This is a genomic window from Aerococcus sp. UBA6277 (genome assembly GCF_002440555.1).
Taxonomy (GTDB): domain Bacteria; phylum Bacillota; class Bacilli; order Lactobacillales; family Aerococcaceae; genus Aerococcus.
The window spans coordinates 21,941-41,155 of the sequence record NZ_DJUR01000023.1 but is presented as its reverse complement, the minus strand read 5'-3'; the positions used below and the strand labels follow the sequence as shown (position 1 = coordinate 41,155).

At 38.7% G+C, this 19,215-nt stretch carries 22 protein-coding genes; 4 read left to right on the top strand and 18 right to left on the bottom strand.

Annotated elements, in window-relative coordinates:
• Positions 1-52 precede the first annotated feature (52 nt).
• From B2V22_RS04330 to trpS, 3 genes are all read right to left on the bottom strand, one after another.
• A complete protein-coding gene (locus tag B2V22_RS04330; protein WP_290490749.1) occupies positions 53-1,150 on the bottom strand; it encodes a competence protein CoiA in 1,098 nt (365 codons plus the stop codon).
• 198 nt (positions 1,151-1,348) lie between these two features.
• Entirely contained in the window at positions 1,349-1,531 is a 183-nt protein-coding gene (locus tag B2V22_RS04325) for a hypothetical protein (RefSeq protein WP_290490748.1), read from the bottom strand.
• A 369-nt stretch (positions 1,532-1,900) separates the two neighbouring features.
• Positions 1,901-2,896 (bottom strand): tryptophan--tRNA ligase, encoded by a 996-nt coding sequence (trpS, locus tag B2V22_RS04320; protein WP_290490747.1) that lies wholly within the window; start codon positions 2,894-2,896, stop codon positions 1,901-1,903.
• A gap of 215 nt (positions 2,897-3,111) precedes the next feature.
• Between trpS and spxA the strand changes: the two genes are divergently transcribed.
• On the top strand, positions 3,112-3,528 hold the full coding sequence (gene spxA, locus B2V22_RS04315) for a transcriptional regulator SpxA (protein WP_016897704.1): 417 nt from the start codon (positions 3,112-3,114) through the stop codon (positions 3,526-3,528).
• 129 nt (positions 3,529-3,657) lie between these two features.
• Positions 3,658-4,359 (top strand): adaptor protein MecA, encoded by a 702-nt coding sequence (locus tag B2V22_RS04310; RefSeq protein ID WP_290490746.1) that lies wholly within the window; start codon positions 3,658-3,660, stop codon positions 4,357-4,359.
• A 127-nt stretch (positions 4,360-4,486) separates the two neighbouring features.
• Here the strand turns inward: B2V22_RS04310 and B2V22_RS04305 are convergent, their stop codons facing one another.
• The 11 genes from B2V22_RS04305 to B2V22_RS04255 all read right to left on the bottom strand — a co-directional run bounded on the left by B2V22_RS04305 (position 4,487) and on the right by B2V22_RS04255 (position 13,191).
• Positions 4,487-5,509 carry a lipoate--protein ligase gene (locus B2V22_RS04305; RefSeq protein ID WP_290490745.1) on the bottom strand — a complete coding sequence of 341 codons (1,023 nt, stop codon included), beginning with the start codon at positions 5,507-5,509 and terminating at the stop codon, positions 4,487-4,489.
• A gap of 59 nt (positions 5,510-5,568) precedes the next feature.
• Entirely contained in the window at positions 5,569-6,108 is a 540-nt protein-coding gene (locus B2V22_RS04300) for a GNAT family N-acetyltransferase (RefSeq protein WP_290490744.1), read from the bottom strand.
• 326 nt (positions 6,109-6,434) lie between these two features.
• A complete protein-coding gene (locus B2V22_RS04295; protein ID WP_290490743.1) occupies positions 6,435-7,349 on the bottom strand; it encodes a MetQ/NlpA family ABC transporter substrate-binding protein in 915 nt (304 codons plus the stop codon).
• 33 nt (positions 7,350-7,382) lie between these two features.
• Positions 7,383-8,285, bottom strand: a complete 903-nt coding sequence (locus B2V22_RS04290; RefSeq protein WP_290490742.1) for a MetQ/NlpA family ABC transporter substrate-binding protein — start codon at positions 8,283-8,285, stop codon at positions 7,383-7,385.
• A gap of 37 nt (positions 8,286-8,322) precedes the next feature.
• Complete coding sequence (locus B2V22_RS04285) at positions 8,323-9,003, bottom strand: methionine ABC transporter permease (protein WP_396159200.1); 681 nt, start codon at positions 9,001-9,003, stop codon at positions 8,323-8,325.
• Complete coding sequence (locus B2V22_RS04280; protein WP_290490740.1) at positions 9,000-10,073, bottom strand: methionine ABC transporter ATP-binding protein; 1,074 nt, start codon at positions 10,071-10,073, stop codon at positions 9,000-9,002. Before B2V22_RS04280 ends, B2V22_RS04285 begins: the two co-directional genes overlap by 4 nt.
• A 334-nt stretch (positions 10,074-10,407) precedes the next feature.
• Complete coding sequence (rplT, locus tag B2V22_RS04275; RefSeq protein ID WP_290490739.1) at positions 10,408-10,767, bottom strand: 50S ribosomal protein L20; 360 nt, start codon at positions 10,765-10,767, stop codon at positions 10,408-10,410.
• 53 nt (positions 10,768-10,820) lie between these two features.
• Complete coding sequence (gene rpmI, locus B2V22_RS04270; protein WP_003142016.1) at positions 10,821-11,021, bottom strand: 50S ribosomal protein L35; 201 nt, start codon at positions 11,019-11,021, stop codon at positions 10,821-10,823.
• Between the two features lie 25 nt (positions 11,022-11,046).
• Positions 11,047-11,568 carry a translation initiation factor IF-3 gene (infC, locus tag B2V22_RS04265; RefSeq protein ID WP_290490794.1) on the bottom strand — a complete coding sequence of 174 codons (522 nt, stop codon included), beginning with the start codon at positions 11,566-11,568 and terminating at the stop codon, positions 11,047-11,049.
• Between the two features lie 269 nt (positions 11,569-11,837).
• Entirely contained in the window at positions 11,838-12,278 is a 441-nt protein-coding gene (locus tag B2V22_RS04260) for a hypothetical protein (RefSeq protein WP_290490738.1), read from the bottom strand.
• A gap of 97 nt (positions 12,279-12,375) precedes the next feature.
• Positions 12,376-13,191: a MetQ/NlpA family ABC transporter substrate-binding protein gene (locus tag B2V22_RS04255; RefSeq protein ID WP_290490737.1), complete on the bottom strand. Its 816-nt coding sequence runs from the start codon at positions 13,189-13,191 to the stop codon at positions 12,376-12,378.
• A gap of 196 nt (positions 13,192-13,387) precedes the next feature.
• On the opposite strand from B2V22_RS04255, the gene B2V22_RS04250 reads away from it, so the two are divergent.
• The gene (locus B2V22_RS04250; protein WP_290490736.1) at positions 13,388-13,921 is read left to right on the top strand and encodes a DNA-3-methyladenine glycosylase I; all 534 of its coding nucleotides are present in this window, start codon (positions 13,388-13,390) and stop codon (positions 13,919-13,921) included.
• 117 nt (positions 13,922-14,038) lie between these two features.
• Complete coding sequence (locus tag B2V22_RS04245) at positions 14,039-15,229, top strand: hypothetical protein (protein ID WP_290490735.1); 1,191 nt, start codon at positions 14,039-14,041, stop codon at positions 15,227-15,229.
• A 246-nt stretch (positions 15,230-15,475) separates the two neighbouring features.
• Here the strand turns inward: B2V22_RS04245 and thrS are convergent, their stop codons facing one another.
• From thrS to amaP, 4 genes are all read right to left on the bottom strand, one after another.
• Positions 15,476-17,404 (bottom strand): threonine--tRNA ligase, encoded by a 1,929-nt coding sequence (gene thrS / locus B2V22_RS04240; RefSeq protein WP_290490734.1) that lies wholly within the window; start codon positions 17,402-17,404, stop codon positions 15,476-15,478.
• Positions 17,405-17,832: 428 nt separating this feature from the next.
• Complete coding sequence (locus B2V22_RS04235; RefSeq protein ID WP_290490733.1) at positions 17,833-18,285, bottom strand: Asp23/Gls24 family envelope stress response protein; 453 nt, start codon at positions 18,283-18,285, stop codon at positions 17,833-17,835.
• A gap of 94 nt (positions 18,286-18,379) precedes the next feature.
• Positions 18,380-18,586, bottom strand: a complete 207-nt coding sequence (locus tag B2V22_RS04230; RefSeq protein WP_290490732.1) for a DUF2273 domain-containing protein — start codon at positions 18,584-18,586, stop codon at positions 18,380-18,382.
• Between the two features lie 44 nt (positions 18,587-18,630).
• Complete coding sequence (amaP, locus tag B2V22_RS04225) at positions 18,631-19,203, bottom strand: alkaline shock response membrane anchor protein AmaP (RefSeq protein WP_290490731.1); 573 nt, start codon at positions 19,201-19,203, stop codon at positions 18,631-18,633.
• Positions 19,204-19,215 lie beyond the last annotated feature (12 nt).

Here is a 19,215-nt window from a genome sequence, read left to right as displayed (position 1 = left end):
TTTAATAGTATTTTCATTTTAACACACGAAGGTCAGTTTCTATATTAATATGCTAGCTATTTTCGTAGTTAGCAAATAACCACATCAGCCATGAAATAATAATTTCTTTGGTAAACAATGGATGGTCAATGACAAGCTGATTATCGAATAATACATTGGCGAATTGGGCAAAATGCGTCCGCTCAAATTCTGGGTCATTCTTTTGATAAATGCCTACATAAGCTAGAATAATGGCCCAGTCAGCCACTTTTGAAAACATTGCGGTTGCCTGGTAGGTATATAAATCAGTTGGTGCTTCTTGTAAGTAAACTTGTTGTTGGTAAATGATTTCTAGAATTTTTTGTTGATTAACTGTTGGACTAACAAGAACTTTCTTAATAAACTTGTCTAAGTCTTTTGGGGTTGGACTAATGATGGGCTGGTCTTTGCCAAATAATAAACTGGTCAAAAAGTCGCCCTTTTCATAGGTGAAATGCTCATTGAAGTAGTGAATATAGCGTTCAATAGACATTCGAATTTGCTTTTGCCCTTGTCCATATAAGTTGAGTGTCAATAAAACTACTTTACCTGAGGCCTCATGCCAAAAAGGCAGATAAAAACCGAACTCGTAAGCATACCGTAAAAAGGGACGGACGGCATGCAAAGTCTTAGAAGTGGGTCCTTTGTGGTTCTGATCAAAAATGCTTTGATAAATAGATTGGTAACCTAACAACCATAGAACACGGCAATCTACAGCCTGATAATCCGCTTGTCGTTTGAAGACATCTTCAGCAGAAATGGGGGCATACTGTAATTCGATAGCTATGTTATTACTAACCTTGACTTGCTTGGGCACAAAAATATCGGCCCGCCTCACTTGATTTTTAATTGCATGCTCTATATAACCTTCTAAATCAACCGCCTTTAAATGGCCGTGAATAATTGTCTTTTGGTCAAAATGGATATCAGATTCATTCACCTTATTGTGGTCTTTGATTGCTTTAGCATAGTGGGCAAAATGAGGTCTCGTATCTTTCCCCTTCTTTAAGTAAACAGCCCCCTTACATTGACTGCAATAATAGCTTTCTGTTGTCGGTATTTTTCTACCTTTTTCGTCAATCAGATCTACCGCAAAGACAAATGATTCGTCTTCTTTCTGTGCAAATCTCATCCCTTATCCCCCCTATCACTTAATTATATACGCCGTAAATATTCAAAAGCGTCAGACTATTTTCAAATATAATTAAATCAATTAAAAAACCAAGCAAGGTGTGGTCCTTACTTGGCAAAAATGAGCGGTTATTTACCTTGCTTGTTGATAGGCTAGTTTGCGATTTAGTCCACTCTTCATGGCAATGACTAAGCGCGCTTAGTCAAATATTTGGAAGATAATACCTATGATAAAAGCTGACGTATCTGACCCGGTGAGGTCGTAAACATAGCCTACTAGTGTATTAACCAAGGCAATTCCATTATTTGAAATAAAACCGATCATTGGAAAGACTTTGGCAAAATGTTGACGACCAAACATTTCATTGGTTAATAATGGCATGTCGACTGCCCCTAAAGAAAGATACCCTAAATATAAAGGTCAGCAGACTACCGATAATGATAATGGGACGCCAACCAAATTATTAACAATCCCACTAGCATCAGCAAACATCGTGGGTGTCACCACTAATCTAATTCAATGTATCTTCGCTTTATTCACCAATGCCAATCCCCACGTCAAAAATTAGTGCGCTATCATGATATATTAGCAAGTTTTGTAAGTGGTTATATACTTTTTAAGCTTTTTGTCAAAATAAATTGATCCGGGCAATTTTCACGAAAAAGCGTGGTGCTAGCCAACTTAGTTTGCTAACACCACACTATGAANNCTTGTTTGTTTGAATCGGTAAATTTGATTAGCTTCGTCGGCTTATCTAAATCCGATTGCTTTTTCCATGGCAGCCAGTGTTTCACTTGCCACTTCATTGGCTTTCTTGGCACCATCTGCTAAGATGTCATCTAATTCAGAGGAAGCCATCAATTTTGCGTGACGTTCTTGCATTGGTTCAAGGACAGAAATCACGACATCCGATAAATCTTGTTTGAATTTACCGTAACCAGCACCTTGGTACTCAGCGACGATGTCATCAACTGGACGATTGGCGAATGAAGAATAAATCGTTAGCAAGTTAGATACACCGGCTTTATTTTCTTTATCGTAAGATATTTCACCAGAAGAATCTGTCATTGCAGATTTAATTTTCTTCGTAATTGTTTTTGGATCATCCAATAATGAAACGAATGATTTTTTGTTTTCGTCTGATTTACTCATTTTCTTCGTCGGTTCTTGCAAGCTCATAATACGACCACCCTCTTTTGGTGCGTAGAATTCTGGCATGGTTAGAATTGGGTTTTCTTTCTTGCCTGTATAACGGTTGTTGAAGCGTTCAACAAAGTTTCTTGTTAACTCAAGATGTTGTTTTTGATCATCCCCAACAGGTACTAAATCAGTTTGGTATAAAATGATGTCTGCTACCATTAATGGTGGATAAGTTAACAGACCTGCTGAAACAGATGCTTGTTTAGCTGATTTATCTTTGAATTGTGTCATACGCTCTAATTCACCTAAGGCCGTATTACATTGAACAATCCAAGCAGCTTGTGCATGGGCCGGTACTTGGCTCTGAATAAAGATCGTTGCTTTTTCTGGGTCAATCCCTAAAGCAATATATAAGGCAGCTAGTGAACGCGTGTTTTTACGTAACTCCTCAGGATCTTGTGCTACTGTAATGGCATGTTGGTTTACGACACAGTAATAGGCTTCAAAGTCATTTTGTAATTCGATAAATTGCTTCATAGCACCAACATAATTACCGATTGTTGGTGTTCCACTTGGTTGTACACCAGAAAAAATACGTTTTGTCATTTAAATATCCCCTCACTTAAATTCTACTCTAGTATAGCATATTTTTACTGTTTTGTTAGTATCCGCCGTGTTCTAAAGACTAGATGCGACCGCTATATTAACTTATTTTTGATACGTCAAAATTGGTTAAAAAAACCATAGAAAATTCACAAACTCTGTGTTATACTATATTTATGTTAGTTAAGAATTGTTTTTCATACAAAGGAGAGATACACATGGTTAAATTATACATATCACCAAGTTGTACTTCATGTCGCAAAGCTCGAGCATGGTTAGAAGAACATGAAATTCCTTACACCGAAAGAAACATCTTTTCAGAACCATTAACAGAAGATGAAATCAAAGCCATCCTACGCATGACAGAGGAAGGTACTGAAGAAATCATTTCAACTCGATCAAAAGCATTCCAAGAATTAAATGTTGATCTTGATGAGATTCCGTTGAACGATTTATTTGAATTAATCCAAAATAATCCTGGTTTGTTACGACGCCCTATTATTTTAGATGATAAACGTTTACAAGTTGGTTATAACGAAGATGAAATTCGTCGTTTCTTGCCAAGAAGCGTTCGTAAACTTGAATTACAACAAGCGTTGGCCTCTTACGAAGAACAAGAAGCACACGCAAATTAAATTTTAAAACAAGATAATATGATGGAAAGAGTGCAAATTTCTGTACTCTTTTTCTTTTCTCAAACTAAATTACTTTAACTTTCGCATCAATTAGTTTACACTACATATTAATAGATTGGGGTGATTACGATGGAAATGGAGTATATTAACGAAAATACTATGCGCGTGTTTATAGATACTGATGATTTAATTGAGCGAGGTATCTCGTTTATGGATATCATGAGCAATCAAAACGAAGTTGAGCATTTTTTCATGAGTATCCTTGAAGAGGTCGATGTGTCACAGAAATTTCAACACACTGAAGCGATCACTTTCCAAGTAATGCCAAAAAGAAACGGTATCGATTTGTATATCAGTAAAGGTTTTGGCGATGACAATGAAGAAGATAGTGCTTTCCAACAATTAATGGAAACAATCGGCGAGCTTGAAGATGAAGATAAAGCAAAAGCAAACGAACGCCAAAACGTCTTAGATGGCCTCGCCAACCAAGAGGCAGACAAGAAGAAAAAAGCGACGAGTGCTGAAACTGAGGCACCACGTGTTCCTAGAGAAAACACCTTAGTCTTCCGGATTTTTGAAGATTTCATAGCTTTCGCGCGTGACTTTAAGGATGAATTTGCGCAAGTAGACTTATATGTTTATAATGAATCCTACTTTGCTTTAATTAAATTTGAAGCAAACGAATTAACAGATGATGAAATTGAAGATTTAATTTCATTCGCCCAAGAATACGCTGAAGTATCCGCATTGAATGCTGGATTAATCCGTGAACGCGGAACTGAAATTGCCAGAGGCAATGCGAGTGTCCAAATTCGCCGCGCATTTGGCTAAGACAACCTATAGTATTCATAAACCAGTTAACGAGATCGGTTGGCTGGTTTTTTGTTTAGCAAAATTTGCCTTCAATAAGAAAAGACAAGGATCCCTTTGAATCCTTGCCTCTCAATTAGATTTATTGTTATAGCGATGCTATGTCAGCTAATTCTTCGGCTGTCACGTTCCCAAAATAGCTTTTAATGTTAATGCTGTTAAAAACATCGATTAAATTTTCACGGCTATATTCTTCATCAATCAAGGCATTCTCAACGTCAGTAATTTCCCCTAAACCAAAGAAGTCACCATAGATTTTACATGCTTTAATTTTACCTTTTGAAATATTAAATTGGAATTCGATTTGGCCAGCGGGCGTTCTTTCATCTCTGATGATTTCAAAGTCCGGATTCTCACCGTAGTTCCAATCATCGTTATTGGTATATTGTTGACGGAAGTCTTCAATCCATGCCCAGTCATCGTCAGTTAAGACGTATTCTTGGATGTCTTCAAGATTTTCGACATCAAATATGTCATGCAATAAGGCTGCTCTAAAGTCGAATAGCGTCATGTTTTGAGATGCAGCATCCATGTGTGGCTTGATATTCGTTACCCGAGAACGGATTGATTTAACCCCTTTAGCCTTCAATTTAGCGGCTTTAGGTTTCAATACTTTCGTCGTTTCATCAATATCCACATCGAACATCAAGGTCCCATGCGCAGTCATACGGCCGTTCTTAGCATACATGGCATTGCCAGAGAATTTTTGATCACCGATTACAAGGTCATTACGGCCCCTAAGTTCAGCCCCTTCAACACCCATTTTGCCAAGAGATTCAATAATTGGCTCGGTGAATTTCTTAAAGTCCCTAAATGAATTGCCGTCATCATTGGTAATGAAGCAGAAGCAGATGTTACCTAAATCATGGTAAACCGCCCCACCACCTGAAAAACGGCGGACAACGTGGACATTATGTTCCTTCACGTAAGGCTCATTAATTTCAACATGGGTATTTTGATTCTTACCAATAATAATCGAAGGTTCGTTGATATAAAAAAGCAAGATGGGTTCATCTAACTTCTTCTCGTTCAATAGAAAATATTCAATCGCCAAATTAACAGTTGGGTCAAAAATCTCTTCACCGTTACGTTCGTTCTTAACATAATACATAACTTACTACCTCTCAATTCCAAACTAAATTTTTGTAAAGCTATAGCTACTATTTTAGTCTAAAACTGGGATAAATCAAATTCGTAAGTGTAGCGTGGACTGCCTGATGGCATATAAAGTAAACCAGTACGGGCAAAACCATTACGTTTCAAGGTTTTTTGCATTATGATATTATCTGGATGGGTATCAATTCGTAATGAGGCAATGTTATTAACTACCCCCATTTTTTTTATGTCTAAAAACATTTGAGTGCTAACTTTACGACCACGTAAATGTTGGGAAACCATGACACGGTGAATCGCCAAATAAGGGCCCTCTACAGTCCATTTGCCTTCAGCAAGGGGTACTTCGTATAGTTCATCGTAAGTATCCAAGACACAGAATCCTGCAATCCCAGTGGTATCCCGTTGCTCCCAGACAAAGCCTTGGCCCTGTATAATTGCATCTAATAGCATTTTGCTGGATATTGTACCGTTTTGCCATTGATCTACATTATTCACTGCCAGTAAAGCAATCGCATCTTCAAGCATCTTAGTTAATTGCGCCAAATCCCCCTCAACTGATTGGCGAGGTGCTAGTCCCATCTTAATATGACTCATTCATGTCTTCTCCTAAGTTCATTTTTACTTTGAATAAATTCAACTTATTTTATCAGATTGAATCTTTAAATCATAGATAGAATATCACTAAAAAAATATAATGAAATAAATTTAATTTTTGCGATAATTGTGATATAAAAAAACCAGTTTCCAACAATAATTGGCTTCTTCCTGTGCTTGCTTTGCCGCTGTAAAGCTATAATTGCAAATTATTCAGCTGGTATGCTTAGAAAGACCCCTTAATAAAAAAACGTGGAAAACAGGTGGTTAAACCATTTTCCACGTTTCAGTATTTCTAATCAAGTGCTTGTCACCAAATAAATTAACTAGTTAGTTTGTTCTAATACCTTAGCAAATTCACCTGCAACATCATCATTATCTGACCATGCCGGTTTGTCAGCGCCTAATGTTACTTCATCCATTACTGCAGCCGTTTCTTCAGATTGATATGCTTCCACGATTTTTTGGAAGTCTTCATTTTCTGCATCTTCAGCTCTGATAACAATCGCATTTTTGTATTGCGCACCAACATCGTCTAAGTTGTCGGTATCCACAAAAATGGCATCGTCAGAAGGATTCAATCCAGCATCCACTGCATAGTTGGTATTTGAAACCACCAAGTCAGCGTCCGCAAGAGATCGCGGAACTTGAGCTGCATCCACTTCAGTAATATTTAAGTTATTATCGTTAGCAGTAATATCACTCACTGTAGGTGAAATGCCCGCAGCTTCATCTAATTCGATTAGATCAGCTAAGGCTAACAATTGTAGGGCCCGACCACCATTTGTCACATCATTTGGAATGACAACTGAAGCCCCATCTGCTAAATCATCAATATTTTCAACAACATCTGAGTAGGCACCCATTGGTGAGATAAAGGTATAGCCAATCGGTTGTAGGTCAGCATCATTTGCATTCACGTAGTCAGCTAAGAAAGCTAAATGCTGGAAGGCATTTAAATCTAGTGACCCATCTGCAAGTGCATTGTTTGGCGTAGTATATTCAGAAAATTCTTCAATATTCAGTTGAATACCTTCATCTTCTAAACGACTTGCTACGTCATCCCAAACATCGTGAGCTGCAGAGCCCACAACCCCAATCGTATATTCAGAAGTTTCTTCTGTGTTGGCTACTTCATTTGAAGCTGATGAATCTGCTTCATTAGACCCAACATTACCACAAGCGGCTAATGCAAACACTGAAGCCAATAAAGTAGCTGAAACTTTTACTTTCTTATTCATTCAATTTCTTCCTCTCAATATAAATTGAATTGCTTATTCAGCTGGTTGGCTTTGGTTTACAACTTCTTCAAAGTCTGCTGCGATATCATCATTGTCTGTCCAAGCTGGTTGGTCAGCACCTGATGTTACTTCATCAATTTTAGCCGCAGTTTCGTCAGATTGGTAAGCTTCCACAATAGTTTTGATGTCTTCGTTTTCGGCATCTTCAGATTTTACAACAACTGCATTTTTGTATTGTGCACCTAATGAACCCAAGTCATCTGTATCTAAGAAAATTGAATCTTCTTCAGGTACTAAACCTGCATCGACTGCGTAGTTTGTGTTAGCAACTACTAAATCAGCATCAGCAAGCGAACGAGGTACTTGAGCGGCGTCAACTTCAGTAATTTCAATATTTTTAGGGTTAGCAGTAATGTCTTCAACACTTGGTGTAATACCAGCAGCATCGTCAACTTCAAGTACGCCTGCTAATTCTAATAGCAATAAGGCACGACCAGCGTTAGTCACGTCGTTAGGAATAACAACTGTACCACCGTCAACTAAGTCATCGATGCTTTCTAATGATTCTGAGTAAGCACCCATTGGAGAGATATAAGTATAACCAACTGGTTGTAAGTCAGCATTGTTAGATGCCACAAATTCAGCTAGGTAAGCTAAATGTTGGAAGGCATTTAAATCTAAGGAACCATCTACTAAAGCAGTGTTTGGTGTTACATAGTCAGTAAAGGTTTCAACATTTAAAGTAATGCCTTCGTCTGCTACACGTTCAGCAACGTCTTCCCATACTAAACGTTCAGTATCCCCAACGACACCAACAGTGTATTCAGCTTGTTCTTCAGATGCAGATGATTCACTTTCATTACCAGTTGTACCACAAGCAGCTAAAGCAATAATTGAAGCAAAGATTGTTGCAGATAATTTAAATTTGTTATTCATTATAATTCTCCTCCAAAATTTGATTAGTGACAGATTTTTAGTGCTCTACTTTTTTCACCAAGCGATCAGCGATAGCTTGAGAGATAAAGACGATAATTAGGATAATGATTGTAGAAATAATCGTTACATCCGTTTGGAATCGGTTGTATCCACGTGTGATAGCCAAGTTACCAAGACCACCACCACCGATAGTTCCGGCCATAGCTGTTAGTCCGATTACATTGATGATTGACAATGCAGATACACGGATAATACCTGGTAAGGCTTCTTTTAAGTACACTCTGAAGACAATGTCTCCTGTAGACAAGCCCATTGCTTGCGCTGCTTCGATCACACCAGGGTTTACTTCAACCAAGGCATTTTGAATCTGACGGGCATAGAATGGCACAGTTGCTACGACTAAAGGCACGATTACTGCAGTAGTTCCGATTGAAGTACCCGCAATTAATCGTGTGATTTTCACAAGTAAGGCAATCATAATAACGAATGGAATAGACCGGAAAATATTCACAAACTTGTCTAAGACGCCGTAAACGGTTGCGTTGGCTTTTAACCCTTTAGGTTGGGTTAAGACTAACCAAACACCTAGTCCAAGACCAAGAACAAATCCAAGTCCCGCAGTCCAAAGTGTCATATAAAGTGTTTCAATTGTTGCTTCTATAAATTCATCAGGAATGCTTGCTGCATTTGGTAGGATACTTTCGATAAAATTCATTATGCATCAACCTCCTCTTGAATATAGTGGTCGCCTTCGATTTTGTATTCTTCAAAAGTGATCCCTTCGTAGGCAATAAAATCAATGGCTTCTTGTACTTTCGCATCTTCACCTCTTAGGCTTAGTAGCAAAGTTCCCACCGGAATATTTTGTAAAATTTCAATATTGCCAAATAGGATATTGGCTTTCACTTGGAATTGCTCTGTTAACTTAGAAATTAACGGATCCCCAGTTGAAGCTCCTGAGAAGGTCACGCGGATTACACGATCATCTGGGTGAATATTCAACAATTCTGGTTTGCTTAGGACTTCTTGAATACCCTTTTCAATTGGTGACGCAGACTCGATAAAGTCTTTGGTCAATTTTTGTTGTGGGTTTCTGAAGATATTGAAAATTGTATCTTGTTCAACAACCACACCATGCTCCATTACCGCCACACGGTTACAAATTTCTTTGATAACGTGCATTTCGTGGGTAATGATGACAATTGTTAGGTTTAAGCGTTGATTCAATTCTTTCAACAAGTCAAGTATTGAAGATGTTGTTTTAGGGTCTAAGGCTGAAGTTGCCTCGTCACATAATAAAACATCTGGGTCGTTAGCCAAGGCTCTCGCAATCGCTACACGTTGTTTCTGTCCGCCAGATAGTTGGCTTGGGTAAGCATCTTTACGATCAGCTAATCCAACTAATTCCAACAACTCATGTACTTTCTGTTTCTTCTCTTCCTTAGATAATTTAGAATCCTTCAATGGGAAGAGGACATTACCCTCAACCGTTCTTGCATTCATTAAATTAAAGTGTTGGAAGATCATCCCAATTTTCTTACGCGAAGCACGTAATTCTGCTTCTGATAAGGCATTGATTTCCTTTTCATTTACAATTACTTGACCAGAAGTTACTGGTTGCAAGCGGTTGATGGTACGAACTAGTGTGGATTTCCCTGCACCAGAGTACCCAATCACGCCAAATATTTCGCCCTCATCGATTGAAATATTGACATCTTTTACTGCATCAACGGTACCATTTGGTGTATCAAATTTTACCGCGACATCTTTTAAGTCGATAATTGACATCTGTTTCACCTCTACATTAACTTATATATTTTTCCTTTTGACGCTATCGCTTCATTCTATCATAAGATGACTTACTTTAGTTTAATCTTGATTGTGTCCACCACTAGGCAATAGCATTTTCTATCATCCTCTAATATTCATGCTTCATTTTTTGAAAAGATGGACCATGGCTATTTCTAACACATATCTTACCAAGTGTTCTGTGTTTTGAATAATACGAATATATCATAACCCTTGATAGTTTAAACAGAACACCAAACAAGAGACTCCTCATAAACAAAAAAAGTCCAGTAGACACTCGCTAAAAGCTGGTGCTACGTGGACTTTGATTGAATTATTTGTTTAAAGCTGCTTTCGCTTGTTCGCAGATAGCTGCAAATGCATCAGCATCGTTAACTGCTAATTCAGCTAACATTTTACGGTTCATGTCGATGTTAGCAACTTTTAAGCCGTTGATTAATGTGCTGTAGCTCATTCCGTTCATACGAGCAGCTGCATTAATACGTGTAATCCATAAACGACGGAAATCACGTTTCTTTTGACGACGGTCACGGTATGCGTAAGTGTAAGATTTCATTACAGCTTGTTTAGCTGTTTTGTATAATTTAGACTTCGCACCGAAGTAACCTTTTGCTAACTTAAGATATTTTTTACGACGACGACGTGTTACTGTTCCACCTTTAACTCGAGCCATTTAATTTCCTCCTTTTGGTACTGTTCAGTCCGTGACTGAACGCTTAGATAATCTTATTTGTAAGTGTCCATCATTTGTGAGATACGTTTAATATCTGTTGAATGAACTGTAGTCGCTTGTTTATGTTGACGACGTTGTTTTTTAGTTTTACCGTGGAAACGGTGAGAACGCTCTGAATGACTACGTTTTAATTTACCTGAAGCAGTCTTTTTGAAACGTTTAACTGAAGCGCGGTGAGTTTTTTGTTTTGGCATGTTTTTTCCTCCTAAAAGTGTTCAATTATTTGTCAGCAGTTGGTGCCATTTGAAGGAACATTGAACGTCCTTCCATTTTTGGTCTTTGTTCAACTTCTGCAACATCTTTAAGCTCTTCTGCAAAGCGTTCTAGCACTTCGCGACCGATTTCTTTGTGCGTAATAGCACGTCCACGGAAACGAATTGAAGCTTTCACTTTGTCCCCTTTTTCAAGGAACTTACGAGCTTGACGCAATTTTGTGTCAAAATCATTTTTTTCAATCGTAGGAGATAAACGTACTTCCTTCAGATTGACTTGTTTTTGATTTTGACGTTGTTCACGCTCTTTCCGTTGTTGCTCATAACGGTATTTACCGTAATCCATAATACGGGCAACTGGCGGTTTAGCGTTTGGTGATACTAGTACTAAGTCAAGTTCAACTTGCTCAGCTTTATCTAAAGCCTCGTCTTTACTCAACACACCTAATTGTTCACCGTCAGAATCAATTACACGAAGTTCACGTGCACGGATATTTTCATTTACGAACATATCTTTTGCGATAGTAATACACCTCCATTGATGCTGTATAAAAAGAAATTTTTCTGCAAGATTGCATAAATCTGTATGAAAGAGAAATTTCACATAGAAAAAACGACGGATAGCACAATCACTCCCCGTCGTATTAAGCACACAGATCGAGTCTGTGTGAACTGAATATCTATCAACCCGAGGACGTAACTTATCAACTCAGGTGAGAAACGGGTGTTTCTGCTTCTTTTCTCAACTCCAATAGCATAACACCATAGTATCTCTTTGTCAATCATTTCTTTTAAATTTTATACTTCAGTCAGCTCGCGAATCGGTCGACCTTTTTCATCGTAGATAAAGTCCTTGACCCGCTGGCCATTCCCCATTGCAACAAGTAGTAGGTCACGATAAGGTTCTGCTAATTCTTCAAATAGGAAAGTTTCATCATCTAATTGCGCCAGTTTACGTTTACTGTCAATCTCACCAGGACTTCTCAACTTACATTTAGTCGATGGTAACTTGTCCAAATGCCGTTTCTCAATACGATAGTAGTAGTTGTCATCACCATATGTAATTTCTAGGGCACCTGAATTGGTCCGTCGTTTATTTACATCGGTATACTTTTCTTGATGAAGTGTCCACCAGCTTTGAATGCCCTCAAAGGCCTCTTCCTCGCTAGCATATGATCCATGTTCCTTTCGAACACCATCGCGTCGATTTTCCCAGTAGTTTGTGTAAACTTCCACCATGTACATCACTCCTATTCTCTTGATACCCCTATCATATAGGAAATGGCCCTTTTATGTAAACGTTTTCTACAAATATTTAAACTTTCTTTCGGCCTTCTTAATCTGGAATGATCCAGTAAGTTTCATCCGAATTCTGATTGATTTCTTTAATTTGTGATTGGAACTCACCCGAATTGTAAATGTCTATGACAGCTTGCACCCACTCTTCTTCCGCCGTTTCAGGTTTGGAAACCACAGCTTGCAGTAGCAAGTCCTTACGCACATCCTCCGCTAACAACATGGTGGAGAAGTCAACGCCCGCATCATAGGCGATTGAACCGGGAATAATGGCGTAGGCTAAATCTTCCAAGGTTCTTGGGATGACCGCTGATTGCATAGGCACGATTTCAATCCCCGATGTATTTTCTGCGATGTCATCAACAGTTAAACTTTCCAGATTGGCATCCTCATTTAATGTAATCCAGCCCGCTTTTTCTAAAACGAGTAAAGCTCTCGTATAATTTGACGGATCATCCGGGATACCCACACGGTCACCGCTTGAGACAGCAGCCAAATCATCCTTGGTGCCAGGGAACAGACCTGTAGGCACAGTCGGTACCGGTGTCACAGCCGTCAGTTCTGCACCCGCTTCTTCATTGAAGTTGGCTAAATACAAGGCGTGTTGGTCTACGTTTAAATCAGCTGACCCTTCTTGTAGGGCCACATCCGCTGACCGCAAGTCCGTAAACTCAATTTCTTCAACTGTATAACCCTCTTCTTCTAGCTTTGGCGCCACTTGGTCTAGAAATAACTCACTATAAGGACCTGGCGAAGTCGCGACCCGAATCGTTGTTTCCTCACTACCATCACTAGAACACGCTGCCAACACCGTTACCGATAAAGCCATTAACCCCAACTTCACAAAGTGTTTCATAAACCCTTCCCCCATATCAAATTATTTTCTTTTCACAACTTCATTATAGTGAAGGATTCATGAAATTGATAATACCTTACTTTAATCATAAGTAATCGTTTGTTTCGAACCCAACTATTAAAAACCCATTAAATTTGCTATAATTTGGACACACTAAGAAATCCTAGCGAATCTTGCAAGGAGAAGGAGTTTTTCCATGATTACACGCTGTCAATTTGCCAATACCCCAGACATGATTGCTTATCATGACGAGGAATGGGGGCAAGCCAAAACCACTAGCCAAGAAGTCTTTGAGGCCCTATGTCTAGAATCTATGCAAGCCGGTTTGTCCTGGGCGATTATCCTGAAAAAGCGGCCAGCGCTAAGAGCAGCTTTTGCTGATTTTGATATGGATGCTTTGGCCAAGTTTAATGAAACTGATGTTGAACGCTTGATGCTAAATGAAGGGATTATTCGTCACCGCCAAAAGATCCAAGCTATGATAAACAACGCCCAGTGCGCGTTAGCAATCGAGGAAGATACTCATTTTCCAAGTTTTAGAGATTTTATCTATCAAAAGGCCCTTCAATTGGTGGCAGAATTTGACGGCAACGAAGTTGAAGTGAATAAAGCTTTGATGAAATTATTGAAGAAACGCGGGTTTAAATTTGTCGGGCCAACTACAATCGAATCATTTCTGGAGACGATTGGTGTCTATAACCACCACGAACCACGGTGCGACTTCAGATAAAGATTCTATTTACTTAATTATGACTTAGATTTTACATGAAATTATTACGCTTACTTTATAATGTGATGTAAGTTAGTAATAACATCAATTTATTTATAAACATGCGAGGAGATTTTTATGCCATTAAATATCAACCAACAAAAATGGGACCCCTTTGTTGTCCAACGTCTGAATACAGTGATTCGTGAATCAGCTTCAGCAGCAAGTGTCAGAAAGCAAGATACTGAATACGCTGTATTTGATTTTGACAACACTACAATCATGCACGATATTGAAGACCATCTGATGATGTACATGATTGATCACTTGGCCTACAAGATGACACCAGATGAATTCTATGACGTCTTAACTACTGGCCCGATGAATTTCAACCAACCTATTTTCCCAAATTCACAAAATATGGCAACTTACACTGATTTGGCGGACGATATCATCGCACAATACCAAGTCTTATATACCGACTATATTGCCTTAGATGAGAGCGAACGATTGCCATTAGAACAAATAAAGGAATTAACCCAATTCAGCGAATTTGCAGCGAAATTGCGTTTGTTCTACCAACTAGCAGGTAGTAAATTTCAAAGAACGCCAGGCGAAAATTCACCGATTTACTGGTTTAAAGGCTATACCGTCGAAGAATTTAAAGCCCTATCTGTAGCTGTATTCCAGGATGCTTTGAATAAACCAATTGCCCTACGCCGACTATTTTCTAGCTCACATATTAAGAGCAAGGTCGGAAAAGTGGAAGCCTCATTCGAACAAGGCATTCGCATTCCCAGTGAGATCCTTCACTTATGGAAAGTCCTTAAAGACAATAACATTACGATTTATGTAATCACAGCTAGTCCAATTGACTTGGTGCGTTCAGTGGTCACTCAAGCACCATTCAACTTAGACAAAAGCCAAGTTTTCGGCCAGTGCTACGATGTGGATGAAAATGGCATTATGGATTCTCGTCTGGAAGAAGGCACTTTTATCACTAAGGGCTTAGGAAAAGTAGAAGTGATTAAGAACTTCATGGTAGCCGAACACGACAAGCAACCAGCTTTGGTATTTGGAGACTCTATGGGTGACTATCCAATGATGACACAATTACCTTTCGTTAAGTTAGCGGTATTGTTCAACCGTTATTCTAGCGACCAAACCCAACAATTAATCGTTAAGGGGATCAACACTTACCGTCAAGACGACGCAAAATTGGTTATCCAAGGACGCGATGAAAACAAAGGAACCTTACGCCCAAGTATGGCGACCATTCCATTAGGTCACTTAGAACCCGTATTACAAGCCGGGGAATTATATTTATAGAAACAGTAGAGAGATTGGGTGAACATTCGATTTCTCTTTTTATTTGGGCATAGTAAAAAACGCCAATAACAAATGTTATCGGCGTTTTTTTGCCTTTATATCAGTAGGTCGTCGGTTCTCGCATCTTGTTTAGTCGGGTGTGCTCGACCAGCTCAAGTCCACTTCAGAATAGTTTGCATCACACTTTACTTGATACGGCACTATTCTTCCAGTGTTGTTGAGCTTAGCGGTCTCGCTTACACCCTTTTATTTATATTCTTTGATGTCTTGTTCTAATTGCGCTAAGAATTCATCAAATGGCATTGATAATGTTTCTTTTGAACCATAGCGGCGCACTGTTACTGTGTTTTCAGCGATTTCGTTGTCCCCAAATACTAATTGGTATGGAATTTTAAGGGTTTGCGCTTCACGAATCTTGTAACCCATTTTTTCGTTACGGTTATCGACCTCAACACGCATACCCGCAGCTTTCATTCGACGACGGATTTCTTCAACATAGTCACCATGTGCATCATCGTTAACTGGGATTAATTTCGCTTGAACTGGTGCTAACCAAGTTGGGAAGGCACCTTTGTATTCTTCGATTAGGTAAGCTACGAAACGTTCCATAGTTGAAACGACACCACGGTGGATAACCACCGGACGGTGTGTATCTTGACCGTCTTGGCCAACGTAAGTTAGGTCAAAGCGTTCTGGTAATAAGAAGTCTAATTGAACAGTAGACATGGTTTCTTCATTACCTAAAGCAGTTTTCATTTGAACGTCTAATTTAGGACCGTAGAACGCTGCTTCACCAATGGCTTCAAAATATTCTAAACCTAAATCATCCATTGTTTCTTTTAACATTGCTTGTGCTTTTTCCCACATCTCGTCATCATCAAAGTATTTATCCGTATTGTCTGGATCACGGTAAGATAAACGGAAGCGGTAGTCTGTAATATTAAAATCATCATAGACTTGTTTGATTAATTGCAATACGCGCGTAAATTCTTCTTTAATTTGGTCTGGGCGTACAAAGATATGCGCGTCATTTAAAGTCATTTCACGTACCCGTTGTAAACCAGATAAAGCACCTGATTTTTCATAACGGTGCATCATACCTAATTCCGCAATTCGAATTGGGAATTCACGATAAGAGTGAATATCATTTTTATAAACCATCATGTGATGTGGGCAGTTCATTGGACGTAAAACTAATTGTTCACCATCACCCATATCCATTGGTGGGTACATATCTTCATGATAATGGTCCCAATGACCAGAAGTTTTATAAAATTCAACATCTGCCATAATTGGTGTGTAGACGTGCTCATAACCTAGTGATTCTTCTTTATCAACGATGTAACGTTCGATAATACGACGAACAGTTGCACCTTTTGGTAACCAGAATGGTAAACCAGACCCAACTTCAGGATTTACCATAAAGATATCCAATTCTTTACCTAATTTACGGTGGTCACGTTCTTTTGCTTCTTCACGTTGTTTGATGAATTCTTTCAAGTCGCGTTTTTCAAAGAATGCTGTACCGTAAACACGTTGCATCATTTTGTTATCTGAGTTACCTCTCCAGTAAGCTCCAGCAACAGATAATAATTTGAATTCTTTGATGTAACCAGTCGAAGGTACATGAATACCGCGGCATAAGTCAGTGAATTCACCCTGAGAGTAAACTGTTAACGTTTCATCTTCAGGTAAATCGGCGATGATTTCTAGTTTGTATTCATCATCCGCAAAGATTTCATTGGCTTCAGCACGAGTCACTTCACGACGTTCAATTGGGTAGTTTTCTTTAACGATTTTAGCCATTTCCGCTTCAATTGCAGGTAAATCTTCTTCAGCAATTTGTTTGTCTTGGTCAGTATCGTAGTAGAAACCAGTTTCGATGGCTGGTCCTACTCCAAATTTAATACCTGGATATAAACGTTTCATCGCTTGTGCCATTAGATGAGCAGTAGAGTGACGTAAGATACCTAATGCATCTTCATGTTTAGGATCAACGATTTCAATCGCGCCACCTTCATTAATTGGGGCATTTAAGTCTACCAATTCACCGTCAATTTTAGCCGCTAATGCGCGCTTTGCTAATGAGTTACTAATTGATGCAGCAACGTCACGACCTGTAACGCCTGCTTCGAATGATTTTTTAGCCCCATCTGGGAATACTAAGTCGATCATGTTTTTCCTCCTTTTTCCTTTTAAAAAATAAAAAAAGTCCCATCCTAGCCTAAAAGACTAGAATGGGACGCTAATAAACAATATGCGTGGTTCCACCCAAGTTCGATAATATATGCAGGGCATATCTTATCCTTAAATGCTGATAATGGGTGCGACCCGTACACCTTATCACATGTGCATAATGCCATCTGTTTCGGTGCGATCTAAAGAGTGGTTCGCTATATGATCTTGCAAGTTTTTCACCAACCAACTTGTCCCTATTGTCCAATCCTAAAGCTTGTCTCTTATCTTCGATTTAGTTATCTGATTTCAGAATAAGTATAAGCATCGAAACATTAATTGTCAAACAAAATTCATAAGAAACCGTTTCACATAGGCGATTTCAAGGAAAAAGAGACGAGTATAAACCCGTCTCCTTCTGATGAAAATTATTGTACACGTGAACCGTCAATATATTGACCACTTTGGTTTGCTTGAAGACGTTGTTGTTCAGCTACACGTTTTTGTTCGTTTTGGGCACGTTCATACTCAGCACGTGTTAATACGTCATTTACATTCATATTCACTTCAACAACTGTTAAACCAGTCATTTGTTGGACATTTTCTTTCACCGCTTTAGTCACTTTGTCAAAAGCTGCAGGAATATCTTTGCCATATTCAGCAATCACTTCAAGGTCTAACGCTACTTCTTTTTTACCAACTTCAGCGCTAACACCTTTAGTTTCGTCTTCGCTGCTAGAGAAGAAGTTCATAATTCCTGAAGTAAAGTTACCTTTTAACTCTAAAATCCCATCAATGTTTTGAACTGTATAGAAAGCAATTTTTTCTAAAACACGGCTTTCAAAAGTTAAATCATTTGTGTGTTTTACGTTTTCTGACATGTAAAATACCCCATTTCTTTTATTTTTTAATTATATAACCAATAAGTTGTCATCATCATAGCAAATCCATCTACTTAACTCAAACAATATGATACTAAAAATTGAAAAATGAGAACCAGCTTTCTAAGTCAATTTGCCCATCAAAATATGCGCCTACAATGTATCCAATTACTGATAATACTAGGATGAATAAGGCAGGTCCAAAACCTAACCACATCCACAGCAAACCAAAAATGAATGCAATCAATCCGCTAATAATACGATTTCTATATGGATACCAGCTACGTGGTGGTTGTTTCATATGCTCTGTGCCCCCTATCAACATTCGGTCCTATTTGACCAAGATTATCTAACGCGCGCCTGGTTTTGACCGCGCCCCTGTTGGCTTACCTGGCTCGCATCATACGGTGCGGCAGATACTTTTACATTTTGAATATTTGTTCCTATAACGCGTTCTGCACCAAGACTTGCTTTTTCTTGGATTTTATTAGAAATCGTTTGAACTGCTTGATTTTTATCTACAGCGTAATTAACAGTCACTTTAGTATTTTCCGGTTTGCGTCCAAACTTCACTGTCACATCTTTATGAGACACTTGTTTCACATCTAACAACTCTTGGTGTACCGCGTTTACAACTGTATCACGGTTTACTTTCACCTCACCAAAGTCATTAGACACTTTCAAGGTACGTGATTTTGCTGGTGCCTCCAAGGCCCAAATTAAAGCAACTGCAAAATATATAAATGCAAGGGATAATAGGACGATGACCGTATTCACTAACATTTGATTAGACACTATATACTGGTCAACAAAGTCACTTACGTATGGTATTGGATAAATGATTGAAGCTGTTGCCACTACCGCTAATAAAACTAAGAGTGAAAATAGGATTTGAAGGAATTTTCTTAATCCACCCATTCACTCACCTCC